General features: G+C 58.2%; 9 protein-coding genes, 2 tRNA genes and 6 rRNA genes (2 of these 17 only partly in view). 6 read left to right on the plus strand and 11 right to left on the minus strand.

Annotated features, from left to right (window positions below):
- On the minus strand, nt 1-5,376 hold the 5' portion of the coding sequence (locus tag N805_RS31065) for an immunoglobulin-like domain-containing protein (protein WP_046811335.1). It extends 25,767 nt beyond the left edge of the window; 5,376 of the gene's 31,143 nt are visible here — the first part of the coding sequence; its start codon is at nt 5,374-5,376; the stop codon falls past the left edge of the window.
- 1,007 nt (nt 5,377-6,383) lie between these two features.
- Here N805_RS31065 and N805_RS21625 point away from each other — a divergent pair.
- Complete coding sequence (locus N805_RS21625; RefSeq protein ID WP_019471019.1) at nt 6,384-8,540, plus strand: type I secretion system permease/ATPase; 2,157 nt, start codon at nt 6,384-6,386, stop codon at nt 8,538-8,540.
- A 7-nt stretch (nt 8,541-8,547) separates the two neighbouring features.
- Nucleotides 8,548-9,906 carry an HlyD family type I secretion periplasmic adaptor subunit gene (locus tag N805_RS21630; protein ID WP_169725173.1) on the plus strand — a complete coding sequence of 453 codons (1,359 nt, stop codon included), beginning with the start codon at nt 8,548-8,550 and terminating at the stop codon, nt 9,904-9,906.
- A gap of 185 nt (nt 9,907-10,091) precedes the next feature.
- Here the strand turns inward: N805_RS21630 and lapD are convergent, their stop codons facing one another.
- A complete protein-coding gene (gene lapD, locus N805_RS21635; RefSeq protein ID WP_019471021.1) occupies nt 10,092-12,038 on the minus strand; it encodes a cyclic di-GMP receptor LapD in 1,947 nt (648 codons plus the stop codon).
- 10 nt (nt 12,039-12,048) lie between these two features.
- On the minus strand, nt 12,049-12,810 hold the full coding sequence (lapG, locus tag N805_RS21640; protein ID WP_019471022.1) for a cysteine protease LapG: 762 nt from the start codon (nt 12,808-12,810) through the stop codon (nt 12,049-12,051).
- A 205-nt stretch (nt 12,811-13,015) separates the two neighbouring features.
- On the opposite strand from lapG, the gene N805_RS21645 reads away from it, so the two are divergent.
- From N805_RS21645 to N805_RS21660, 4 genes are all read left to right on the plus strand, one after another.
- Nucleotides 13,016-13,705, plus strand: a complete 690-nt coding sequence (locus N805_RS21645; protein ID WP_019471023.1) for a GntR family transcriptional regulator — start codon at nt 13,016-13,018, stop codon at nt 13,703-13,705.
- 112 nt (nt 13,706-13,817) lie between these two features.
- The gene (locus N805_RS21650; RefSeq protein WP_019471024.1) at nt 13,818-14,321 is read left to right on the plus strand and encodes a sigma-70 family RNA polymerase sigma factor; all 504 of its coding nucleotides are present in this window, start codon (nt 13,818-13,820) and stop codon (nt 14,319-14,321) included.
- A 4-nt stretch (nt 14,322-14,325) separates the two neighbouring features.
- Complete coding sequence (locus N805_RS21655) at nt 14,326-15,282, plus strand: FecR family protein (RefSeq protein ID WP_019471025.1); 957 nt, start codon at nt 14,326-14,328, stop codon at nt 15,280-15,282.
- A gap of 165 nt (nt 15,283-15,447) precedes the next feature.
- On the plus strand, nt 15,448-17,862 hold the full coding sequence (locus N805_RS21660; protein WP_026034415.1) for a TonB-dependent siderophore receptor: 2,415 nt from the start codon (nt 15,448-15,450) through the stop codon (nt 17,860-17,862).
- A gap of 67 nt (nt 17,863-17,929) precedes the next feature.
- On the opposite strand, the gene rrf (N805_RS21665) is transcribed toward N805_RS21660, so the two are convergent.
- From rrf (N805_RS21665) to N805_RS21705, 8 genes are all read right to left on the minus strand, one after another.
- Nucleotides 17,930-18,045: ribosomal RNA gene (gene rrf / locus N805_RS21665) — 5S ribosomal RNA — on the minus strand.
- Nucleotides 18,046-18,154: 109 nt separating this feature from the next.
- Nucleotides 18,155-18,270: ribosomal RNA gene (gene rrf, locus N805_RS21670) — 5S ribosomal RNA — on the minus strand.
- Nucleotides 18,271-18,404: 134 nt separating this feature from the next.
- Nucleotides 18,405-21,296: ribosomal RNA gene (locus N805_RS21675) — 23S ribosomal RNA — on the minus strand.
- Nucleotides 21,297-21,540: 244 nt separating this feature from the next.
- Nucleotides 21,541-21,616: transfer RNA gene (locus N805_RS21680), tRNA-Ala, on the minus strand.
- A 24-nt stretch (nt 21,617-21,640) separates the two neighbouring features.
- Nucleotides 21,641-21,717, minus strand: a tRNA-Ile gene (locus N805_RS21685).
- A gap of 85 nt (nt 21,718-21,802) precedes the next feature.
- A 16S ribosomal RNA gene (locus N805_RS21690) occupies nt 21,803-23,339 on the minus strand.
- A gap of 449 nt (nt 23,340-23,788) precedes the next feature.
- Nucleotides 23,789-23,904: ribosomal RNA gene (rrf, locus tag N805_RS21700) — 5S ribosomal RNA — on the minus strand.
- A 134-nt stretch (nt 23,905-24,038) separates the two neighbouring features.
- Nucleotides 24,039-25,662 (minus strand): 23S ribosomal RNA (locus tag N805_RS21705); it runs 1,268 nt beyond the window's last position.
- The 16S, 23S and 5S rRNA genes sit together here with 2 tRNA genes alongside, the layout of an rRNA operon.

Genomic DNA, 25,662 nt, shown 5'->3' on the forward strand with positions numbered 1-25,662 from the left:
CGCCGAGTTGATGCCCAAGCTGATCTGGCCAGCGTCGTTGTAAACGTCGTCGCCCTGCGCATCGTGGGTGTACGGCGCGCTGGTTTCCCCGGCCTTGATGGTGACTTGAGCGTTGTTGCTCAGGGTCACGACCAGGTCGTGGGCCAGGGCGGCGTTGATATGCACGGTGAACGTCGGTTTGACGTTCTCGGCAACCGAGGTCTGGTCGGCGGTGATGGTGACCTTGACGATATCGCCTTCGTTGCCCGGGGTGCCTGGCTCGTCAGTAACCTGGGTGCTGACCGGGGTCTTGTCCAGGTTCAGGTTCTCAAACTTCCACGCGTCTGCGCCGCTGACCGCGTCGATAGCGTTGACCACCGGCTGGTTAGTCCCGACATAGACGTTATCCGGCGCGGTGGCAGTGGCCGAACCAGTGGTGCTGTTGGCGGCCACAACGACCGTCGTGCCATCGGTCAGCTTGAAGTACAGCTCCGAATGGTTGTTGATCGGCAGGCCGTCTTTGTTGGTCAGCGTGATGGTGTAGGTGATCTCGCCGCCTTCGGTCACCGAAGGCGTAGCGGTCAGCTTGGCCACCACTTCGTCGATGGTGTCGGTCACTTTGACCGAAGCGTCACCGCCCAACTGCAGGTTTTCGAAGGCAGCGCCGGTAGCGTCCACCGCCGACTTGATGCCCAGGGTGATTTCGCCAGCATCCTGGTAAACGTCGTCGCCTTGCGCAGCATGGGTGTACGGCGCGCTGGTTTCGCCCGCCTTGATGGTGACTTGGGCATTGTTGCTCAAGGTCACGACCAGGTCGTGCGCCAGGGCGGTGTTGATGTGCACGGTGAACGTCGGTTTGACGTTCTCGGCCACCGAGGTCTGGTCGGCGGTGATGGTGACCTTGACGATATCGCCTTCGTTGCCCGGGGTGCCTGGCTCGTCGGTGACCTGGGTGCTGACCGGAGTCTTGTCCAGGTTCAGGTTTTCGAATTTCCACGCGTCTGCGCCGCTGACCGCGTCGATAGCGTTGACCACCGGCTGGTTAGTACCGACATAGACGTTATCCGGCGCAGTTGCAGTGGCCGAGCCGGTGGTGCTGTTGGCAGCCACAACAACCGTCGTACCATCGGTGAGCTTGAAGTACAGCTCCGAATGGTTGTTGATCGGCAGACCGTCTTTGTTGGTCAGCGTGATGGTGTAAGTGATCTCGCCGCCTTCGGTGACCGAAGGCGTGGCGGTCAGCTTGGCCACCACTTCACTGATAGTGTCCGAGATTTCAACAGTAGCCGGGCCACCCAAGTCCAGCTTCTCGAAGGTGGCACCTGGAACGGTAGCGTCGGTAACGCTGAGGGTGATGGATCCAGCGTCTTGATAGACGTCATCGCCCTGAGCCGGGGTCTTGTACTCGACTTCGGTCTTACCGGCTTCGATCGTCACGGTGTCGCCGTTCGACAGAGTTACGGTCAACGGACGGTCCAGCGCCTGGCTTACTTTCACAGTAAAGGACGGTTGCTGGTCTTCGGTCACATTGCCGTTGCTGACGATGCTTACGGTTACGGTATCGACGCTGTCACTGATGACAGTCGAAGCCGGAGTCGGATTCGGGGTCAGTTGCTCGAAGTTACCGCCCGTGGCGTTTTCGATGGTGACGCTGACGGTCGAGCCGTTGTTGTAGACGTCGTTCGCCGGAGTCTGGAAGTCGACACTGCCTTGGGTTTTGCCGGCCTCAACGGTGATGGTCTGGCCGTTGGACAGGGTCACGGTCACCGGCGTCTGGGCAGGGTTGCTCAGGGTCACGGTGTAGGTGATCACGCCGCCTTCAGTGACGCTTGGCGAAGCCGTCAGGGTCGCGGTGGTAGTGTCGACCGAATCGTTGATCGTGGTCTGAGCCGGGGTCGGATTCGGGGTCAGTTGCTCGAAGTTACCGCCCGTGGCGTTTTCGATGGTGACGCTGACGGTCGAGCCGTTGTTGTAGACGTCGTTCGCCGGAGTCTGGAAGTCGACACTGCCTTGGGTTTTACCGGCCTCAACGGTGATGGTCTGGCCGTTGGACAGGGTCACGGTCACCGGCGTCTGGGCAGGGTTGCTCAGGGTCACGGTGTAGGTGATCACGCCGCCTTCAGTGACGCTTGGCGAAGCCGTCAGGGTCGCGGTGGTAGTGTCGACCGAATCGTTGATCGTGGTCTGAGCCGGGGTCGGATTCGGGGTCAGTTGCTCGAAGTTACCGCCCGTGGCGTTTTCGATGGTGACGCTGACGGTCGAGCCGTTGTTGTAGACGTCGTTCGCCGGAGTCTGGAAGTCGACACTGCCTTGGGTTTTGCCGGCCTCAACGGTGATGGTCTGGCCGTTGGACAGGGTCACGGTCACCGGCGTCTGGGCAGGGTTGCTCAGGGTCACGGTGTAGGTGATCACGCCGCCTTCAGTGACGCTTGGCGAAGCCGTCAGGGTCGCGGTGGTAGTGTCGACCGAATCGTTGATCGTGGTCTGAGCCGGGGTCGGATTCGGGGTCAGTTGCTCGAAGTTACCGCCCGTGGCGTTTTCGATGGTGACGCTGACGGTCGAGCCGTTGTTGTAGACGTCGTTCGCCGGAGTCTGGAAGTCGACACTGCCTTGGGTTTTACCGGCCTCAACGGTGATGGTCTGGCCGTTGGACAGGGTCACGGTCACCGGCGTCTGGGCAGGGTTGCTCAGGGTCACGGTGTAGGTGATCACGCCGCCTTCAGTGACGCTTGGCGAAGCCGTCAGGGTCGCGGTGGTAGTGTCGACCGAATCGTTGATCGTGGTCTGAGCCGGGGTCGGATTCGGGGTCAGTTGCTCGAAGTTACCGCCCGTGGCGTTTTCGATGGTGACGCTGACGGTCGAGCCGTTGTTGTAGACGTCGTTCGCCGGAGTCTGGAAGTCGACACTGCCTTGGGTTTTGCCGGCCTCAACGGTGATGGTCTGGCCGTTGGACAGGGTCACGGTCACCGGCGTCTGGGCAGGGTTGCTCAGGGTCACGGTGTAGGTGATCACGCCGCCTTCAGTGACGCTTGGCGAAGCCGTCAGGGTCGCAGTGGTAGTGTCGACCGAATCGTTGATCGTGGTCTGAGCCGGAGTCGGATTCGGGGTCAGCTGCTCGAAGTTACCGCCGGTGGCATTTTCGATGGTGACGCTGACAGTCGAGCCGTTGTTGTAGACGTCGTTCGCCGGGGTCTGGAAGTCAACGCTGCCTTGGGTTTTGCCGGCCTCAACGGTGATGGTCTGGCCATTGGACAGGGTCACGATCACCGGAGTCTGGGCAGGGTTGCTCAGGGTCACGGTGTAGGTGATTACGCCGCCTTCGGTCACCGACGGGCTCGCAGTCAGGGTCGCAGTGGTGTTATCGACCGAGTCATTGATCGTGGTCTGAGCCGGGGTCGGATTCGGGGTCAGCTGCTCGAAGTTACCGCCCGTGGCGTTTTCGATGGTGACGCTGACGGTCGAGCCGTTGTTGTAGACGTCGTTCGCCGGAGTCTGGAAGTCGACACTGCCTTGGGTTTTGCCGGCCTCAACGGTGATGGTCTGGCCGTTGGACAGGGTCACGGTCACCGGCGTCTGGGCAGGGTTGCTCAGGGTCACGGTGTAGGTGATCACGCCGCCTTCAGTGACGCTTGGCGAAGCCGTCAGGGTCGCGGTGGTAGTGTCGACCGAATCGTTGATCGTGGTCTGAGCCGGGGTCGGATTCGGGGTCAGTTGCTCGAAGTTACCGCCCGTGGCGTTTTCGATGGTGACGCTGACGGTCGAGCCGTTGTTGTAGACGTCGTTCGCCGGAGTCTGGAAGTCGACACTGCCTTGGGTTTTACCGGCCTCAACGGTGATGGTCTGGCCGTTGGACAGGGTCACGGTCACCGGCGTCTGGGCAGGGTTGCTCAGGGTCACGATGTAGGTGATCACGCCGCCTTCAGTGACGCTTGGCGAAGCCGTCAGGGTCGCGGTGGTAGTGTCGACCGAATCGTTGATCGTGGTCTGAGCCGGGGTCGGATTCGGGGTCAGCTGCTCGAAGTTACCGCCGGTGGCATTTTCGATGGTGACGCTGACAGTCGAGCCGTTGTTGTAGACGTCGTTCGCCGGGGTCTGGAAGTCAACGCTGCCTTGGGTTTTGCCGGCTTCAACGGTGATGGTCTGGCCGTTGGACAGGGTCACGGTCACCGGCGTCTGGGCAGGGTTGCTCAGGGTCACGGTGTAGGTGATCACGCCGCCTTCGGTCACCGACGGGCTCGCCGTCAGGGTCGCAGTGGTGTTATCGACCGAGTCATTGATCGTGGTCTGAGCCGGGGTCGGATTCGGGGTCAGCTGCTCGAAGTTACCGCCGGTGGCATTTTCGATGGTGACGCTGACAGTCGAGCCGTTGTTGTAGACGTCGTTCGCCGGGGTCTGGAAGTCAACGCTGCCCTGGGTCTTGCCGGCTTCAACGGTGATGGTCTGGCCATTGGACAGGGTCACGGTCACCGGCGTCTGGGCAGGGTTGCTCAGGGTCACGGTGTAGGTGATCACGCCGCCTTCGGTCACCGACGGATTTGCCGTCAGCGTCGCAGTGGTGGTATCGATGGTATCGGTAACCTGGGTAACTGCCGGCGTTTGCGGCACTGTCACCGTCAGGCCGTTGCCACCGGTGGTACCCGTGACAGTTGCCGAGATCTGGCCACCGTCGATATAAGGCGTGTCATTTGCCGGGACCACGACATTGACGCTGCCGCTGGTCTGCCCGGCCGGGATGACGATAACGGCACCGTTGGACAGGGTGACGATCAGGTTGGTGGTCGGCGCCTGGCCAACCGTGGCGGTATAGACGATTACGCCACCCGCTTCGCTGATGGAAGGAGTGGCGCCAAGAACAAGGTCTGTCGCAACGTTGGTGTCTGTCGTCGGCGTAGTCACCTGGTTGTTGCTGGTGGTATCCAGCAAGCCAACCTCTTCGCTATCGATCACAGCCGCAAAGCCTAGCCCTTCTGTCGGGAAGCCGACGGTAGCGTCGACCCGGCCTGCGGTTTCCTCGAGCATCACGAAGCTGTGACCACCGCCCAGCGCGCCGCCGCCCGCTGCGGACGGGCCGGCTGCGGTGGCCTCGAGCTCGGTAGTCGGGTCGACACCGGCAGCGATCGCCTGTTGCAGTTCTTCCACCGACGGCGCGGCCTGGGCGGTCGCCTGGCTCAGGTCGGTGCTGCTGTCAGGCGCATCGGCACTCCACTGACTGTCACGGCCCAGGTCAAGCAGACGGCCATCGGCCAGCTCAAGCGTAACTGCGCCGCCCGGGCCAGTGAGTACTTCCTCACCTGCCAACAGGCGGTCCCCTTCGATGAGCACACGACGAATACCCTCCGGGGATACCGCAATAACCTGGCCGACAATGCTTTTGACGATGGCTACAACGCTGCTCATTGGACTCTCCGTGTGACCCTATGGGTACTTCCCTGCCAGAGCGGCACTGGCAAGCCACTTCAGGCGGAACTATGTCGATGATCTCTTGACGCTTTATTGCGTCAATTTTCCGTCTATAACTATTTGGAATTACTTAAATGCCAAACTATTGACCTTATACCGGTCATCCTAAACAATCGGCAATGTAATGTCACATTGATATTTGTACCTTAGCCAACCGTTGATTGAGGACAAATGTCGTACATCATCGAAAGCTCGCTCAACCTGAAGTTCAGCAACGTTTTCCACGCTGGGCGCCAGCGTTTATTGCCGTAGAACAGCCGCTCATCGGCAACGCTCAAAGCCTGCACGCGTCAATTTCAGATCATTTTTTACGCCACCGGGCTGCCGCTTATCTACAAGCACAAACCTTGCCTGAAACCTCTCGGCTGGACACTTCAAATCCAGGCAATACCGGGCCTGCACTCCTGCGCGAGCCTACACCGACGTTGTAATTCGCTCGGGCTAGAACAACGCTTCATCGCAGATCAAACAGATAGAGAACGATTGCGCAGATAATTACACAGCGATGATGGCAAACCATTGACGATTTCTGAACCGGACGCGAGCGTGCAAACTGACTTTGCATGATGAATTTTAATGATCAGCTCATACAAGAACGTCAACAAATCAGCGCCCATTTACTGGCGCTTCTAAAGTTTGATCCTCGACTGCAACACTCACTGTCTGGCAGGCGGGCTATGCTGCTGAAAATACTCCAGCCTGTACGCCGTACCGGATCAAAAATGAAACACCCATTGCCCAGGAGCAGTCTGGTAGCTATGAACAACGTACAATTGTTTACTCAGTATCGATTCGAGGCGACCATTGGCCCTCTGCTCAGCCGTAAGGGCGTCGTAGCCCCTACCCACACCGCTTGGCAGCACCATTGAACGCCCGGGCGAGCCGGCCAGACCTTAATGGCGGCACACCCACCCCACCCACCACAAGGATGAAGAGAGCGCCGCGTGGAATCTGAAGTCAGTCGAGTCCAACTCAGCCATGATCCACGCAGTCAGCATGACGATCCCTTGCTGGATAGCCTGCTGAGCCTGTGTGTCCTGCACCAGAAACCCGCCAGCCGGGTCATGCTGACCACCGGCCTGCCGCTGCCCGCGCAGCGCCTGAGCCCCGAGCTGCTGCCTCGCGCCGCCGCCCGAGCGGGCCTGCAAGGGCGTCTGTTACAGCGCAAGCTGGAACAGATCCCGAGCATCGCCATGCCGGCGATGCTGCTGCTGAAGGAAGGCCGCAGTGCCGTTCTGCTGGGCTGGGAAAACGAAGACACCGCGCGCCTGCTGCTCAGCGAGAGCGATGGCGGCGAGGTGCATGTCAGCCGCGAAGCCCTGCAAAGCGACTATAGCGGCCGGGTATTCTTCGCCCAGCCCCAGCACAAGTTCGATGTCAACCACGGCAACCTCATCCCGCGGGCAAAGTCGTGGTTCCGCGATACCCTGCTGCGCAGCAAATGGCTGTATATCGACGCCATCGCCGCCAGCCTGGTAATCAACCTGATTGCCCTGGCCGCGCCGCTGTTCGTGATGAACGTGTATGACCGTGTGGTGCCCAACCAGGCAACGTCAACGCTCTGGGTGCTGGCTATCGGTATCGCCGGCGCCTACATCTTCGACCTGATCCTCAAGGGCTTGCGCGGCCTGTGCCTGGACCTGGCCGGCAAGAAGACCGACCTGATCATCTCGGCGACACTGTTCGAGCGCATCGTCGGCATGTCGATGAAGTACCGCCCGGCCAGGGTCGGCAGCTTTGCCCAGAACATTCACGAGTTTCAGGGCCTTCGCGACTTCCTCGCCTCACTGACCCTGACCAGCCTGATCGACTTGCCGTTCACCATCCTTATCCTGATCGTCATCGCCATCATTGGCGGGCACCTGGTGTGGATCCCGATCATTGCCTTCCCCCTGGCCCTGGGCATCGGCTATGCCTTGCAGCGGCCGCTGATGGCAACCATGGAGCGGACCATGGCCCTGGCCTCCGAGCGCCAGTCCAGCCTGATCGAAACCCTGGCCGGCCTGGATGCGGTAAAGGTCAACAACGCCGAAAGCGAACGCCAGTACATGTGGGAGCAGACCCTCGGCACCCTCAGCCGTCTGGAACTGCGCGTGAAGGTGCTGTCGAGCCTGGCGATGAACATCACCATGCTCATCCAGCAGCTGGCTGGCGTTGCAATGATCTGCGTCGGCGTGTACCTGATCATCGACGGCAACTTGAGCATGGGCGGTCTGGTGGCGTGCTACATGCTTAGCGGTCGGGCGCTCGGGCCACTGGCCTCGCTCAACGGCTTGCTTGCCCGCTACCAACAAGCCAAGGTCACCATGGTGGCCACAGACCACATGATGGAACTGCCGCAAGAGCGCAACTTCGAGGAGCGCCCGCTGAGCCGCAAGGTACTGCAGGGCAGTGTCGAGTTCCGCGGGGTCGATTTCACCTACCCGAACCAGCAGAACCTGGCCCTGAAGAACATCAACCTGACCATCCGCCCCGGCGAGAAGGTCGGCATCATCGGCCGCAGTGGCTCGGGCAAGAGTTCGCTGGCCAAGCTCATCGTCGGCCTGTACGAGGCCGATGGCGGCTCGCTGCTGGTCGATGGCGTGGACATTCGCCAGATCGACGTCAGCGAACTGCGCCACAACATTGGCTATGTACCGCAGGACATCCAGCTGTTGGCCGGCACCCTGCGCGACAACCTGGTCAGCGGTGCCCGCTACATCGAGGACGAACTGATCCTGCAGGCCGCCGAACTGGCAGGTGTGCATGAATTCGCCCGCTTGCACCCGGACGGTTACGAGCTGCAAGTGGGTGAGCGCGGGCAGAACCTGTCCGGCGGCCAGCGACAGAACGTAGCCCTGGGCCGTGCGCTGCTGCTCAACCCGCAGATCCTGTTGCTGGACGAGCCCACCAGTGCCATGGACAACACCGGCGAAGAGCGCCTCAAGCAGCGCCTGCAAGCCGTGGTGGAAGGCAAGACGGTACTGTTGGTCACGCACCGTGCCTCGCTGCTGTCGCTGGTGGACCGGCTGATCGTGATCGATCGCGGGCAGATTGTCGCCGACGGCCCGAAAGCCGCGGTCATGGATGCGCTGAAGAAGGGGCAGATCAGTGTTGCATAAGCTGGATATGGGGCAATTCAAGGATGGCCTGCGGCGCTACTTCAAAGGTTCCGACTCACTGGGCGGCCAGCCGCTGCCAGAGGTCAACAAGGCCCTGATCGAAGATGCGCCGCGGGTTGTGCGGCTGACCATCTGGGGCGTAATCCTGTTCTTCGTGTTCTTGATCGTGTGGGCCAGCGTCGCCCCTATCGACGAGGTAACGCGGGGTGAAGGCAAGGCCATTCCGTCGTCCAAGGTGCAGAAGATCCAGAACCTGGAGGGCGGTATCGTCGCCGAAATCTTCGCCAAGGAAGGTCAGATCGTCGAAATCGGCCAGCCATTACTGCGCCTGGATGAAACCCGCTTCGCCTCCAACGTTGGTGAAACAGAGGCCGACCGCCAGTCCATGGCCCTGCGGGTTGAACGCCTGAGTGCCGAGGTAGAGGACCGCCCGCTGAAGATCGACGAAGAACTGCGCAAGGCCGCACCAAGCCAGGCGGCCAGTGAAGAGTCGCTGTACCAGAGCCGGCGCCAGCAACTGCAGGACGAAATTGGCGGCCTGCAGCAGCAGCTGGTTCAGCGCCAGCAAGAACTGCGTGAGTACAGCTCCAAACGCGCGCAGTACGCCAACAGCCTTGAATTGCTGCGCAAAGAAATCGGCATGTCCGAGCCTTTGGTGGCAACCGGTGCGATCTCCCAGGTCGAAGTGCTGCGCCTGCGCCGCGCCGAAGTGGAGAACCGTGGCCAGCTGGACTCCACCGCGCTGGCCATTCCACGTGCCGAGGCGGCCATCCGCGAGGTGCAAAGCAAGATCGAGGAAACCCGAGGCAAATTCCGCAGTGAAGCGCTGACCCAACTGAACGAGGCGCGCACCGAGCTGAACAAGGCCACGGCCACCAGCAAGGCACTGGACGATCGGGTGCACCGTACCATGGTCACTTCGCCTGTACGCGGTATCGTCAAGCAGATGCTGGTCAACACCATTGGTGGGGTGATCCAGCCTGGCAGCGATATCATCGAAGTGGTACCACTGGACGACACGCTGGTCATCGAAGCGAAGATCCTGCCCAAGGACATCGCGTTCCTGCACCCTGGCCAGGAGGCGACCGTCAAGTTCACGGCCTACGACTACACCATCTACGGTGGGCTCAAGGCCAAACTGGAGCAGATCGGGGCCGACACCATCACCGACGAAGACAAGAAGACTACCTACTACCTGATCAAGCTGCGCACCGACCGCAGCCACCTGGGGACTGACGAGAAGCCGCTGCTGATCATCCCAGGGATGGTGGCGACGGTGGATATCATGACCGGCAAGAAGACCATCATGAGCTACTTGCTCAAGCCGATCATGAAGGCGCGTTCGGAAGCGCTGCGCGAGCGCTGACAGACGAGATATCAATGGCTCAGGGTCAACGCAACACTTGTGGGAGCGGGTTTACCCGCGAAGCAGGCAACGCGATGGAAGGCACGGGCTTCGCCCGTGTTCGCGGGTAAACCCGCTCCCACAGGTACGGCGCTGGTGTCACGGGCAGCGTCGTACCTGCTGGCTTGCCGGTGGTTAAGCTGTGATCAGCGCCAGGGCGCAGGTTCGCCCACCAGCTGTCCCTGTATCCCGCCTACCCCCATCTCCAGCAACACCCGCCGCTCCCCTTCTGTCTCGACCCGCTCGGCAATCAGCGGCAGGTCGATGCTGTGCGCCGCGCGCTGGATCGCTTCGATGAACAGCCGCTTGTGCTGCTCATGGTCGATGTTGCGAATGTAGCTGCCGTCAATCTTCAGGTACGCCAGGCCCAAGTGGGCCAGGTTGCCGATCATGCTGAAGCGCCCGCCAAAGCGCTGCAGCGCCAGCCCGAAGCCCAGCCCATGCAGGCGCCGAGTGAGTTGCTCCAGGGCTGCCTGCTCAGGCAACTGCTCCTCGCCAATTTCAAAAACCAGCCGCGGGCCGAGCGCCGCGTTCTGGCCCAGCAGTTCGAAAACGCGGTGCAGGGCCCTGGGATCGGCCAGGGTGGCGGCGGACAGGTTCACCGCAAGCACCTGGTCATGCCCACGCAGGTGCGCCAACACTTTCTCCAGCACCAGCACGTCCAGCCGCGGCATCCAGCCGAAGCGCTCCAGCCAAGGCAGGAAGCGGCCCGCCGGCAGTGCCTCGCCCTGGCCATCCTGCAAGCGCGAAATCACTTTGTGATGCAGTACCCGTTGCACCGAAGCGCAACCCACCACTGGCTGGAAGAACAGCTCGAAATGCCCATTGTTGAATGCCTGATCGAGCCGCTCGTGCCAGGCGTGCTGGCTATCGGCAGCCACTGCAGCCACGCCTTGTTCAAGGCATACCCAACCCGGCGTTGGCTGGTTTTCGGCACGGGCCAAAGCCTCATCGGCGAGCTTCAGCAAAGCCTGCGGAGAATCGCCCGGGCTGAACGGCGCGAGGCCAATACACGCCACCGGGTCGATATCACTGGCGCCCGTTTCGTGCAGGCTCTGCAGCGTTGCCTCCAGGGCCTGGGCAAGGCTTACCGCTTCTTCATGCACCATGCCCGGCGCCAGCACGGCAAACTCGCCACCGCGGCTGCGGGAAATCAGGTCTTTGGTTTCCGGGAAACTGGCACAGGTGCGGCGCAACTGCTCACCCACGGCCTGCAGCAACTGGTCGGTACGCTGACCGCCAAGGCGTGCATTCAGCCCCGCCAGCCCTTGGACACGCAGTAACAGCAGGTAGCCGGCGCGCGCGTCCTCCAGGTTGCTTACCCGGGTGTTCAGCTGCATTTCGAAATAGCGGCGGTTCGAGAGCCCGGTCAGGCTGTCCTGGTAGGACTCCGCACGCAGCCGTTCGCTGCGCTCGGCCTGCTCGGTGAACAGCGCCTTCAGCTTCTCGACCATCTGGTTCATCGCCTGCACCACACGGCGCAGCTCCGGTGTGCGCGGCAACTCTGGCAGGCTCAGGAATTCGCGGCGCGCAATGGCATGGGATTGCTCAACCATATAGTCCAGCGGGCGCAACTGGCGGCGCAGCAGCAAGGCGCCGAGCACGGCACTGGCTGCACCGCACAGCAGCAACCAGCCCAGGCTGCCCAAGGCGCTTTGCCAGAGTTTGGCAATGGCAAACATCGGATGGCTGATCACCTCTACCCGCGCGGCCTGCTGCCAGCCGCGGCTGACGATGGCGTCGCCACCGGCGGCCTCAAGGCCGATCAGGTGCACGAACCAGCGCGGTACCCCGCCAGGGTCCGGCTCGGCGTGGCGCTCCACCAGCACGGCGTTGGAGCCCAGGTCGACGACCTTGATGCTTGCATAGTAACCACTGTCGAAGATCGAGCTGACCATCAGCTCGACCATCGCCGGGTCGTCGATATTCGGCGTCAGCGACAGCGCCAGGGCGGTCGCTGCATCCTGGGCGTGCGAGCGCAGCTGGTTGACGTACTGGCTGCGCGAGCTTTCCAGGCTGACCATGAAACTGCCACTGAAGGCGACCACCAGGAACAGGCAAATGGCCAACAGCAATTGTTTGAACAGTGACATCTGTGCTCCTTCAGTAAACCGGCTCGGCCGGGAACCCTTCGGCCTGCATTTTCTTCAGCAAATCCTGCCAGCGTGACAGCCGCTTGGTATCGCCGACCTTCTTGTTGCCTGCAGCGCCCGTCAGCCACAACCCCTCGCCATTGAAGGCGTACACCGGCAGCAGGTCGGTACGTTGGCTTGCCGGCTTGATGGCATCCATCAGGCTGTCGAGCACCAAAGGCTGAGCCTGTGGGTTTGAATAATAAGTCAGCACCATGTGAGCCCGGTTCTGCCGCAACGCCTTGACGTAGGTGATGCGCAACTTTTCGCTCGGGATGCCCATGCGCCGCAGGCTGAAATACTTGGCGATGGCGTAGTCCTCGCAGTCCCCGGCACCTTTGATCAGTGCCTGCACGGGTGTGGCCCAGTAGTCGACCTCATGCCACAGGTCGATGTCTTCGACATAGCGCAATTGCTGGTTGAAAAAGCGGTTGACCACTTGCAGCCGCTCAAGCTCAGTACCCTGCTTTTGCGTGGCCATCAGGTTCTGCCAGGCATCGATACGGCCCTGTCCGACACCCAGAGGGCCATACAGGGCCTGCGACTTGCGGCTGATCTGGGAGAAATCCCAATCCGCGTGCAAGCCGCCCAGCAGCAGACTGCCCAGCAGCGCGGCAAAGGCGACACGTCGCACAACGGTTTTGAACATCCAGGATATCGCCACTGCCAAGCCCTGTGCAGGCCAGTCGAAAGCAGCGATGGTGCGGCTTGCCACTGCAAAAAACAATGGCACCCTGCAATCATGCGTCCGCCTGTCAGCCGGCCTACACTTTCTGTTTATAACCTTCTATAGGCCGCTTCCTTTGGCGGGCGACTTCATCCACCATAGCCGCGCTTTTGGGGCGCCCGTGCCAATGCGGGCCTTGGTTTGACAACTCCCACAAGCTGTAACTAGTGTCATTGGATCCAACTTTAGTCATCGTTGAGGCAGACGTCGCGTGGCCGAAAAAATCAAATTGAGCAATGTGCTGGCCAGCGAGCAGCTGTCGCCAAACCAGGCCCGTGCCGTGATCGAAGAACGCCTGCGTAGCGCCATCCTCGATGGCCGCCTGCCCCCTGGCACCGCCGTGCGACAACAAGAGCTCGCCACCTTGTTTGGCGTTAGCCGCATGCCCGTGCGCGAAGCCCTGCGCCAGCTTGAAGCGCAATCGCTGCTGAAAGTGGAGATGCACAAGGGTGCGGTGGTTGCGCCGTTGATTGGCGAGGATGCGGTGGATACCTATGCCCTGCGCATACTGTTGGAGAGCGAAGCGCTGCGCCAGTCGATCCCGCTGCTTGATGCCAGCGACATCGCCAGCGCCCGTGGCTATATCCAGCAACTGGAGAACGAAACCCGCCATGCCGAACTCGGCCGGCTGAACCGCCTGCTCCATATGACGCTGTACAGCAAGGCGTCGAACAGGAAGCTGCTGCGCCTGATCGAGAACGAACTGAACGAAGAAGAGCGCTTCCTGCGCTTTCATCTTTCATCCATGGGCCTGGGCAAGCTGACCCAGGACGATCACAACGCACTGGTAGATGCGGCAAGCGACAAGCTGGTGGATGAGGCGGTAGCGGTGCTGGAACAGCACCTCAATAGCGGTGCCCGGGTGATCCGCAATTACCTTGATATGCAACGAGCGCAGTAGCCCGTAACTGGCTTTACCTGCGGCGTGAGCAGACGGGTTGCAAATTGAGCGTGCCACGCCAACAATGAGACTAATTATCATTCATGTCCATTGATGCCAGCACCCTCCCCCTATGCCCAGCAATGACTCCGTGCAAACGCTCTACAGTGACCACCACGGTTGGTTACACGCCTGGCTGCGCAGCAAGCTGGGCAACGCCGCCGATGCCGCAGACCTGGCCCATGACACCTTCGTTCGCTTGCTGCAACGCCACGAACACCTGCAGCTGAACACCCCTCGGGCGTTTCTGCGCACAGTAGCGCGTGGGCTGGTCATCGATCACTGGCGCCGAGAGGAACTGCACAGGGCCTACCTGGAGGCATTGGCCCATGTGCCGGAAGCACAGTCTCCCTCGGCCGAAACCCGCGAGCTGCTGCTGGAATTGCTTGAGCGCATTGCACGCATGCTCGACGGCCTCAAACCCAAGGTACGTCGCGCATTCCTGCTGGCCCAATGCGAGGGGCTGAAGCACCAGGCCATTGCCGAGCAGATGGGGATCTCAGTGCGTACCGTGGAGCGTTACATCGCCGATGCGCTGTACCATTGCTATGTGCTGCGCTACGAAGACGAGTGCTGAGCCAATGACTGCCGCACGCCCTGATGCAAAAGCGGTCAAGCAAGCCATCCAGTGGCTGCTGCGGCTGCGTGAGAGTGGGCATGAGCCAACTCTGCAACAGCAGTGCGCGCAATGGCGCAGTGCCCACCACGAACATGAGCAGGCCTGGCAACGGGTGATGCACCTTCATCATGACCTTGACCTGCGCTCCGTCCCCGGTGCCGGGTTGGCGTTGCAAACCCTGGAAACCAGCCAGCAACGCCTGCACCGCCGTAAAGCGCTGAAGCTGCTTGGCGGCGTTGTCATGGTGGGAACGGCGACATGGCTGGCCAAAGACCTCGATGCTACCAGTGCGTGGGCGTCGGACTATGCAACCGGCACCGGTGAGCAACGCGTCTTCACGCTGCCCGATGGCTCACTGATGCAACTCAATACCCGCAGCGCCGTGGACCTGGCCTTCAGTGAGCAGCAGCGCATGGTCCGCCTGAAGCAGGGAGAGCTGATGATGACCTGCAACGCCCGGCATCCAGTATTGGTTCAAACCCGCAACGCGCTGCTGGAAGGCTTCGAAGGACGCTTTGTGGCCTATCAGGACAACGACTGCACACGTGTCAGTGTCACCCACGGCAAAGTGGCGGTCCACCGGCCTGGCAATGGCCAACTGCTGTGGATCGAAAGCGGCCAGAACTGGCGCCTGGATGCTCAAGGTGCGCACCGGCTCGCGCACCTGGGCATGGACCCGATGGCATGGACTGAAGGGCTCATCGTTACCCAGGACATGCGCCTGTCCGACTTCCTCGCGCAGGTCAGCCGCTATCGCCATGGGTACCTGGGCTGCAGCGACGAGGTGGCCGATCTACGCCTGTCAGGGGTCTTCCGCCTCGAAGACCCGGAGCAGCTCATCCAGTTGCTGCCGCAGACACTGCCCGTAAGGCTTAGCCAGCGTACGCGCTGGTGGGTACGTGTCGAGCGCACGGCCTGACAAGGCCTCGTTGATTTATGGCGGGTTTTCAATCCCGGTCCGGCTAGGACAGTAAGCGACACCTTCTGCCCTCAACACTCCTACGGACCCTTCATGTCTATCAACCCAGTGTTAACCCACACTTTCAACTTGAATGATTATCGACCTGTCCTGCAGTCAGCACGCTTGCGCCATGCCATTCGTGCAGCTCTGTTTGGTACTGCATTGGGCCTGGCCGCTGTTCCGCAACTTTGCGCAGCGGCTGAAACAGCCCAAGTGAGTCATCGCTATTCAATTCCAGCCGGCCAACTGGCCGACGTACTCAATCAATTCGCTCGCCAGGCCGGCATAACCCTGTCAAGTACGCCTCAGCTCACCGATGGCCTGCAATCGAACGGCCTGCAGGGGCAGTACGCTACCGATCAGGCGCTGCGCCAACTGCTCAATGGCAGCGGCCTGGAAGCCGTCAGCCAGGATGGGCGAAGCTATGTGCTGCAGGTACAGCCCCAAGGCGCCGCCCTGTCATTGCCAGACACCGATATCCGTGGCTTCACCCTCGGCAATGCACTGGGCAGCATGGAGGGTTACAACGCCACGCACAGCCAGGTGGCGACCAAGACCAGCACGCCGTTGGTGGAGACGTCCCAATCCGTCTCGGTGGTTACTCGCCAGCAGATGGACGATCAGGGCTCACAGACCGTTGCCCAGGCCATGCGCTACACGCCTGGAGTAATGACCAACCCTTACGGTGCCACCCATCGCTATGACTATGTGGCCATGCGCGGCTTCAATGACGGTTCTGTGGATAACATCTACGTCGATGGGCTCAAGTCGATGGGCGACAACGGCACCTACAGCACCATGCAGGTAGACCCGTACTTCCTTGAGCGCATCGATATTCTCAAGGGGCCATCTTCAGTACTGTATGGGCGAAGCTCGCCAGGGGGCCTGGTCGCCCTGACCACCAAGAAGCCACTGTTTAGCCCCTACCATCAGGTTCAAACCACGGTTGGCACCCAAGGCCAGCATGGCATGGGTTTCGACTTCAGCGGCCCTGTGGATGACGATAAGCGCATCGCTTATCGCCTGACAGGCCTGGCGGATGCGTCCGACACCCAGTTCGACCACAACAAGGAAGAACGCTACACCATCGCCCCGGCCATCAGCGTCGACTTTACCGAAGACACCTCGCTCACACTGCAGGCTTACCTGCAACACGACCCTAACGGCGGGTACCACGGCGGCAACCCCGCCGACGGGATGCTGCACAAGCGCAACGGCTTGCGCTTGTCAGACCACTTCTTCGAGGGCGAGCCGGGCATCGACAATTACGAACGTACCCAGCAGTCGTTCAGCTACCAGTTCGAGCACCGCTTCAACGATGTGTTCACCGCGCGGCAGAACTTCCGTTACCAGGACTCCGACGTGTCCATGGATCAGGTGTACTCAGCCGGCTGGGCGGATGCCGACAGCAACATCCTCAACCGCGCCTATACCGGCGGAGACGAGCGCCTGCATTCGTACATCATCGACAATATGCTGCAGGCGGAATTCTTCACTGGAGCGGCCAAACATACCCTGTTGCTGGGCGCCGACTACCAACGGCGCAAGGCCGACGTCGCATGGCGTTATGGCACGGTCGACCCGCTGGACGCCGGTAACCCGCAGTACGGCAATGGCAACCTTCAGGTCCTGGGCGAAAACCGCTACCAGCGGCGCTTGCAGCAAACAGGTGTGTACCTGCAGGACCTGGTGGAGCTGGACCAATGGCGCTTCTCCCTGGGGCTTCGCCAGGACTGGGTGAAGGTGTCGGAGGAGAATCGCGACAGCGACACCAAGGTCAGCGATCAGCGCTCCAAGTTCACCACCCGGGCCGGGGTGCTCTACCTGTTCGAAAACGGCATTGCGCCCTATGCCAGCTACTCGGAGTCGTTCAATCCCAATACCGTGTCCGACCAGCAAGGCCGCCCGCTGGCACCGACAGAGGGCACTCAGTGGGAAGCCGGCATCAAGTATCAGCCTCCGGGCAGCGACAACCTGTTCACCGCATCGGTGTTCCGCATCGAGCAGGAAAACCTGGCCTCGAAGCAGCCTGACGAAAACTTCTATCGCCCGGTAGGTGAAGTACGCTCGCAAGGGCTGGAGTTGGAGGCACATGTGCAGCTGACCGACAGCCTCAAACTGCTGGGCGGCTACACCTTTACCGATATCGAGTATTCCAGGTCGATGCCGAGCCTGACGTCGGGCAGCCTGGACAACAAGGGCAATTCGCCAACCCAGGCACCGAAACAGATGTTCTCGCTGTGGGCTGACTACAACTTCCACCAAGGGCCTCTGGATGGCCTGCGGCTGGGCGGTGGGGTGCGGTATGTGGGCTACAGCTGGGTAGATGCGGAAAACAGCATGAAGGTGCCTTCCTACACGTTGTTTGACGCCTCGCTCGGCTATGACCTGGGCAAGGTCGGGCTCAAGGGCGTAGATGTGCGCCTTAACGCCAACAACATTACCAATGAAAGCTACATCACCTCATGTGCCAGCCTGAACTACTGCTACATGGGTGAAGAACGCAATGTCAGCGCCACGGTCAGCTACCAGTTCTGACCGATATCAGATACCCGGAAAAGACAAAGCCCCTGTCTGCATTGCAGACAGGGGCTTTGGGTTTGAATCTTGACGATGACCTACTCTCACATGGGGAAACCCCACACTACCATCGGCGATGCATCGTTTCACTGCTGAGTTCGGGATGGGATCAGGTGGTTCCAATGCTCTATGGTCGTCAAGAAATTCGGTGTGCTGGCCCGTCACTCGGACGTGCCTGCGAATCTCTGTAGTTCCTACTTAAAGACAAAACCCCTACCTGCATGCGCAGATAGGGGTTTTGCGAAATGAATCTTGACGATGACCTACTCTCACATGGGGAAACCCCACACTACCATCGGCGATGCATCGTTTCACTGCTGAGTTCGGGATGGGATCAGGTGGTTCCAATGCTCTATGGTCGTCAAGAAATTCTGTAGCCAGAATGTCCAGATGGACAGCCCAGCGAATTCGGATATGCGATATTTGTGGTTCGTTGCGAACTTTCGGTTCGTATCATCTTCACCACCGCAATCTACGTCAGCAAATTGCTTGGGTGTTATATGGTCAAGCCTCACGGGCAATTAGTATTGGTTAGCTCAACGCCTCACAGCGCTTACACACCCAACCTATCAACGTCGTAGTCTTCGACGGCCCTTTAGGGGATTCAAGATCCCAGTGAGATCTCATCTTGAGGCAAGTTTCCCGCTTAGATGCTTTCAGCGGTTATCTCTTCCGAACATAGCTACCCGGCAATGCCACTGGCGTGACAACCGGAACACCAGAGGTTCGTCCACTCCGGTCCTCTCGTACTAGGAGCAGCCCCTCTCAAATCTCAAACGTCCACGGCAGATAGGGACCGAACTGTCTCACGACGTTCTAAACCCAGCTCGCGTACCACTTTAAATGGCGAACAGCCATACCCTTGGGACCGGCTTCAGCCCCAGGATGTGATGAGCCGACATCGAGGTGCCAAACACCGCCGTCGATATGAACTCTTGGGCGGTATCAGCCTGTTATCCCCGGAGTACCTTTTATCCGTTGAGCGATGGCCCTTCCATACAGAACCACCGGATCACTAAGACCTACTTTCGTACCTGCTCGACGTGTGTGTCTCGCAGTCAAGCGCGCTTTTGCCTTTATACTCTACGACCGATTTCCGACCGGTCTGAGCGCACCTTCGTACTCCTCCGTTACTCTTTGGGAGGAGACCGCCCCAGTCAAACTACCCACCATACACTGTCCTCGATCCGGATAACGGACCTGAGTTAGAACCTCAAAGTTGCCAGGGTGGTATTTCAAGGATGGCTCCATGAGAACTGGCGTCCCCACTTCAAAGCCTCCCACCTATCCTACACAAGCAAATTCAAAGTCCAGTGCAAAGCTATAGTAAAGGTTCACGGGGTCTTTCCGTCTAGCCGCGGATACACTGCATCTTCACAGCGATTTCAATTTCACTGAGTCTCGGGTGGAGACAGCGCCGCCATCGTTACGCCATTCGTGCAGGTCGGAACTTACCCGACAAGGAATTTCGCTACCTTAGGACCGTTATAGTTACGGCCGCCGTTTACCGGGGCTTCGATCAAGAGCTTCGCTTGCGCTAACCCCATCAATTAACCTTCCGGCACCGGGCAGGCGTCACACCCTATACGTCCACTTTCGTGTTTGCAGAGTGCTGTGTTTTTAATAAACAGTCGCAGCGGCCTGGTATCTTCGACCGGCATGGGCTTACGGAGCAAGTCCTTGACCCTCGCCGGCGCACCTTCTCCCGAAGTTACGGTGCCATTTTGCCTAGTTCCTTCACCCGAGTTCTCTCAAGCGCCTTGGTATTCTCTACCTAACCACCTGTGTCGGTTTGGGGTACGGTTCCCAGTTATCTGAAGCTTAGGAGCTTTTCTTGGAAGCATGGTATCAACCACTTCGTCGCCTAATGGCAACTCGTCATCAGCTCTCGGCCTTGAAATCCCGGATTTGCCTAAGATTCCAGCCTACCACCTTAAACCTGGACAACCAACGCCAGGCTGGCCTAACCTTCTCCGTCCCTCCATCGCAATAACTGGAAGTACAGGAATATTAACCTGTTTTCCATCGACTACGCTTTTCAGCCTCGCCTTAGGGACCGACTAACCCTGCGTCGATTAACGTTGCGCAGGAAACCTTGGTCTTTCGGCGTGCGAGTTTTTCACTCGCATTGTCGTTACTCATGTCAGCATTCGCACTTCTGATACCTCCAGCAAGCTTCTCAACTCACCTTCACAGGCTTACAGAACGCTCCTCTACCGCATCACCAAAAGGTGATACCCGTAGCTTCGGTGCATGGTTTGAGCCCCGTTACATCTTCCGCGCAGGCCGACTCGACTAGTGAGCTATTACGCTTTCTTTAAAGGGTGGCTGCTTCTAAGCCAACCTCCTAGCTGTCTAAGCCTTCCCACATCGTTTCCCACTTAACCATGACTTTGGGACCTTAGCTGACGGTCTGGGTTGTTTCCCTTTTCACGACGGACGTTAGCACCCGCCGTGTGTCTCCCATGCTCGGCACTTGTAGGTATTCGGAGTTTGCATCGGTTTGGTAAGTCGGGATGACCCCCTAGCCGAAACAGTGCTCTACCCCCTACAGTGATACATGAGGCGCTACCTAAATAGCTTTCGAGGAGAACCAGCTATCTCCGAGCTTGATTAGCCTTTCACTCCGATCCACAGGTCATCCGCTAACTTTTCAACGGTAGTCGGTTCGGTCCTCCAGTCAGTGTTACCTAACCTTCAACCTGCCCATGGATAGATCGCCCGGTTTCGGGTCTATACCCAGCGACTAAACGCCCTATTAAGACTCGCTTTCGCTACGCCTCCCCTATTCGGTTAAGCTCGCCACTGAATATAAGTCGCTGACCCATTATACAAAAGGTACGCAGTCACCTAACAAGTAGGCTCCCACTGCTTGTACGCATACGGTTTCAGGATCTATTTCACTCCCCTCTCCGGGGTTCTTTTCGCCTTTCCCTCACGGTACTAGTTCACTATCGGTCAGTCAGTAGTATTTAGCCTTGGAGGATGGTCCCCCCATATTCAGACAAAGTTTCTCGTGCTCCGTCCTACTCGATTTCATTGATAAGAGATTTTCGTGTACGGGGCTATCACCCACTATGGCCGCACTTTCCAGAGCGTTCCACTAATCTCAAACCAACTTAAGGGCTGGTCCCCGTTCGCTCGCCACTACTAAGGGAATCTCGGTTGATTTCTTTTCCTCAGGGTACTTAGATGTTTCAGTTCCCCTGGTTCGCCTCTTGCACCTATGTATTCAGTACAAGATAACCAGCTTGTGCTGGCTGGGTTCCCCCATTCAGAGATCTCTGGATCACAGTCTGTTTGCCGACTCCCCAAAGCTTTTCGCAGGCTACCACGTCTTTCATCGCCTCTGACTGCCAAGGCATCCACCGTATGCGCTTCTTCACTTGACCATATAACCCCAAGCAATCTGGTTATACTGTGAAGACGACATTCGCCGAAAATTCGCACGTTGCTCTTTCGAGCAGAACTCACAAATTTTACCTTAGCCTGATCCACCAGCAGTGAAACTGGTGTTCAGTCTATTTCTATCACATATCCGAATTTTTAAAGAACGATCTGACAAAAGTCAGAAATCAACATTCATCAACGAATGTTCATTTCTAAGTTCTGACAAGTGACTGCGTACGGCGAAAGTGGTGGAGCCAAGCGGGATCGAACCGCTGACCTCCTGCGTGCAAGGCAGGCGCTCTCCCAGCTGAGCTATGGCCCCGTATTCTACGGCTAAACCATGTAATGGTAGGTCTGGGCAGATTTGAACTGCCGACCTCACCCTTATCAGGGGTGCGCTCTAACCAACTGAGCTACAGACCTATAACAGGGTCGCGTTACAGCATCGTCTTTTACAATGAATCAAGCAATTCGTGTGGGAGCTCATCAGCAGGCTGATGTCGTCGATTAAGGAGGTGATCCAGCCGCAGGTTCCCCTACGGCTACCTTGTTACGACTTCACCCCAGTCATGAATCACACCGTGGTAACCGTCCTCCCGAAGGTTAGACTAGCTACTTCTGGTGCAACCCACTCCCATGGTGTGACGGGCGGTGTGTACAAGGCCCGGGAACGTATTCACCGCGACATTCTGATTCGCGATTACTAGCGATTCCGACTTCACGCAGTCGAGTTGCAGACTGCGATCCGGACTACGATCGGTTTTGTGAGATTAGCTCCACCTCGCGGCTTGGCAACCCTCTGTACCGACCATTGTAGCACGTGTGTAGCCCAGGCCGTAAGGGCCATGATGACTTGACGTCATCCCCACCTTCCTCCGGTTTGTCACCGGCAGTCTCCTTAGAGTGCCCACCATTACGTGCTGGTAACTAAGGACAAGGGTTGCGCTCGTTACGGGACTTAACCCAACATCTCACGACACGAGCTGACGACAGCCATGCAGCACCTGTGTCAGAGTTCCCGAAGGCACCAATCCATCTCTGGAAAGTTCTCTGCATGTCAAGGCCTGGTAAGGTTCTTCGCGTTGCTTCGAATTAAACCACATGCTCCACCGCTTGTGCGGGCCCCCGTCAATTCATTTGAGTTTTAACCTTGCGGCCGTACTCCCCAGGCGGTCAACTTAATGCGTTAGCTGCGCCACTAAAATCTCAAGGATTCCAACGGCTAGTTGACATCGTTTACGGCGTGGACTACCAGGGTATCTAATCCTGTTTGCTCCCCACGCTTTCGCACCTCAGTGTCAGTATCAGTCCAGGTGGTCGCCTTCGCCACTGGTGTTCCTTCCTATATCTACGCATTTCACCGCTACACAGGAAATTCCACCACCCTCTACCGTACTCTAGCTTGCCAGTTTTGGATGCAGTTCCCAGGTTGAGCCCGGGGCTTTCACATTCAACTTAACAAACCACCTACGCGCGCTTTACGCCCAGTAATTCCGATTAACGCTTGCACCCTCTGTATTACCGCGGCTGCTGGCACAGAGTTAGCCGGTGCTTATTCTGTCGGTAACGTCAAAACACTAACGTATTAGGTTAATGCCCTTCCTCCCAACTTAAAGTGCTTTACAATCCGAAGACCTTCTTCACACACGCGGCATGGCTGGATCAGGCTTTCGCCCATTGTCCAATATTCCCCACTGCTGCCTCCCGTAGGAGTCTGGACCGTGTCTCAGTTCCAGTGTGACTGATCATCCTCTCAGACCAGTTACGGATCGTCGCCTTGGTGAGCCATTACCTCACCAACTAGCTAATCCGACCTAGGCTCATCTGATAGCGCAAGGCCCGAAGGTCCCCTGCTTTCTCCCGTAGGACGTATGCGGTATTAGCGTTCCTTTCGAAACGTTGTCCCCCACTACCAGGCAGATTCCTAGGCATTACTCACCCGTCCGCCGCTGAATCGAAGAGCAAGCTCTTCTCATCCGCTCGACTTGCATGTGTTAGGCCTGCCGCCAGCGTTCAATCTGAGCCATGATCAAACTCTTCAGTTCAATACTGCTTGGGTTTTTAAGAAACCCTAAACTTGGCTCAGCAATCTCAAATGACTATGTGATTTCTCGCATGGTCACTTGTGATGCTGATAATCTTTTTGACTATCAGTCCATACTCACAAGCACCCACACGAATTGCTTGATTCGATTTGTTAAAGAGCGTTTGGTTAAGAGCTTTTCGTCTCAACCGAGGCGCGCATTCTACGCTTTCCTCAGAGCCTGTCAAGCGTTTATTTTGAAGTTTTTTGCGAGAAACTCGTTTAGCTTCAAACACTTAACTCGCTTCGATCTCTCGTCGCGGGAGGTGAATAATACAGCATTCAAAAACGCTGTCAACCACCTTTTTACTGCAGCTGGCTAACCTTGCGGCCTACCAGGAAGAAGCATGAGCTTCTACTTAAAGACAAAACCCCTACCTGCATGCGCAGATAGGGGTTTTGCGAAATGAATCTTGACGATGACCTACTCTCACATGGGGAGACCCCACACTACCATCGGCGATGCATCGTTTCACTGCTGAGTTCGGGATGGGATCAGGTGGTTCCAATGCTCTATGGTCGTCAAGAAATTCTGTAGCCAGAATGTCCAGATGGACAGCCCAGCGAATCCGGATATGCGATATTTGTGGTTCGTTGCGAACTTTCGGTTCGTATCATCTTCACCACCGCAATCTGCGCTAGCAAATTGCTTGGGTGTTATATGGTCAAGCCTCACGGGCAATTAGTATTGGTTAGCTCAACGCCTCACAGCGCTTACACACCCAACCTATCAACGTCGTAGTCTTCGACGGCCCTTTAGGGGATTCAAGATCCCAGTGAGATCTCATCTTGAGGCAAGTTTCCCGCTTAGATGCTTTCAGCGGTTATCTCTTCCGAACATAGCTACCCGGCAATGCCACTGGCGTGACAACCGGAACACCAGAGGTTCGTCCACTCCGGTCCTCTCGTACTAGGAGCAGCCCCTCTCAAATCTCAAACGTCCACGGCAGATAGGGACCGAACTGTCTCACGACGTTCTAAACCCAGCTCGCGTACCACTTTAAATGGCGAACAGCCATACCCTTGGGACCGGCTTCAGCCCCAGGATGTGATGAGCCGACATCGAGGTGCCAAACACCGCCGTCGATATGAACTCTTGGGCGGTATCAGCCTGTTATCCCCGGAGTACCTTTTATCCGTTGAGCGATGGCCCTTCCATACAGAACCACCGGATCACTAAGACCTACTTTCGTACCTGCTCGACGTGTGTGTCTCGCAGTCAAGCGCGCTTTTGCCTTTATACTCTACGACCGATTTCCGACCGGTCTGAGCGCACCTTCGTACTCCTCCGTTACTCTTTGGGAGGAGACCGCCCCAGTCAAACTACCCACCATACACTGTCCTCGATCCGGATAACGGACCTGAGTTAGAACCTCAAAGTTGCCAGGGTGGTATTTCAAGGATGGCTCCATGAGAACTGGCGTCCCCACTTCAAAGCCTCCCACCTATCCTACACAAGCAAATTCAAAGTCCAGTGCAAAGCTATAGTAAAGGTTCACGGGGTCTTTCCGTCTAGCCGCGGATACACTGCATCTTCACAGCGATTTCAATTTCACTGAGTCTCGGGTGGAGACAGCGCCGCCATCGTTACGCCATTCGTGCAGGTCGGAACTTACCCGACAAGGAATTTCGCTACCTTAGGACCGTTATAGTTACGGCCGCCGTTTACCGGGGCTTCGATCAAGAGCTTCGCTTGCGCTAACCCCATCAATTAACCTTCCGGCACCGGGCAGGCGTCACACCCTATACGTCCACTTTCGTGTTTGCAGAGTGCTGTGTTTTTAATAAACAGTCGCAGCGGCCTGGTATCTTCGACCGGCATGGGCTTACGGAGCAAGTCCTTGACCCTCGCCGGCGCACCTTCTCCCGAAGTTACGGTGCCATTTTGCCTAGTTCCTTCACCCGAGTTCTCTCAAGCGCCTTGGTATTCTCTACCTAACCACCTGTGTCGGTTTGGGGTACGGTTCCCAGTTATCTGAAGCTTAGGAGCTTTTCTTGGAAGCATGGTATCAACCACTTCATCGCCTAAAGGCAACTCGTCATCAGCTCTCGGCCTTGAAATCCCGGATTTGCCTAAGATTCCAGCCTACCACCTTAAACCTGGACAACCAACGCCAGGCTGGCCTAACCTTCTCCGTCCCTCCATCGCAATAACTGGAAGTACAGGAATATTAACCTGTTTTCCATCGACTACGCTTTTCAGCCTCGCCTTAGGGACCGACTAACCCTGCGTCGATTAACGTTGCGCAGGAAACCTTGGTCTTTCGGCGTGCGAGTTTTTCACT

The organism is Pseudomonas putida S13.1.2 (assembly GCF_000498395.2).
GTDB classification, from domain to species: domain Bacteria; phylum Pseudomonadota; class Gammaproteobacteria; order Pseudomonadales; family Pseudomonadaceae; genus Aquipseudomonas; species Aquipseudomonas putida_Q.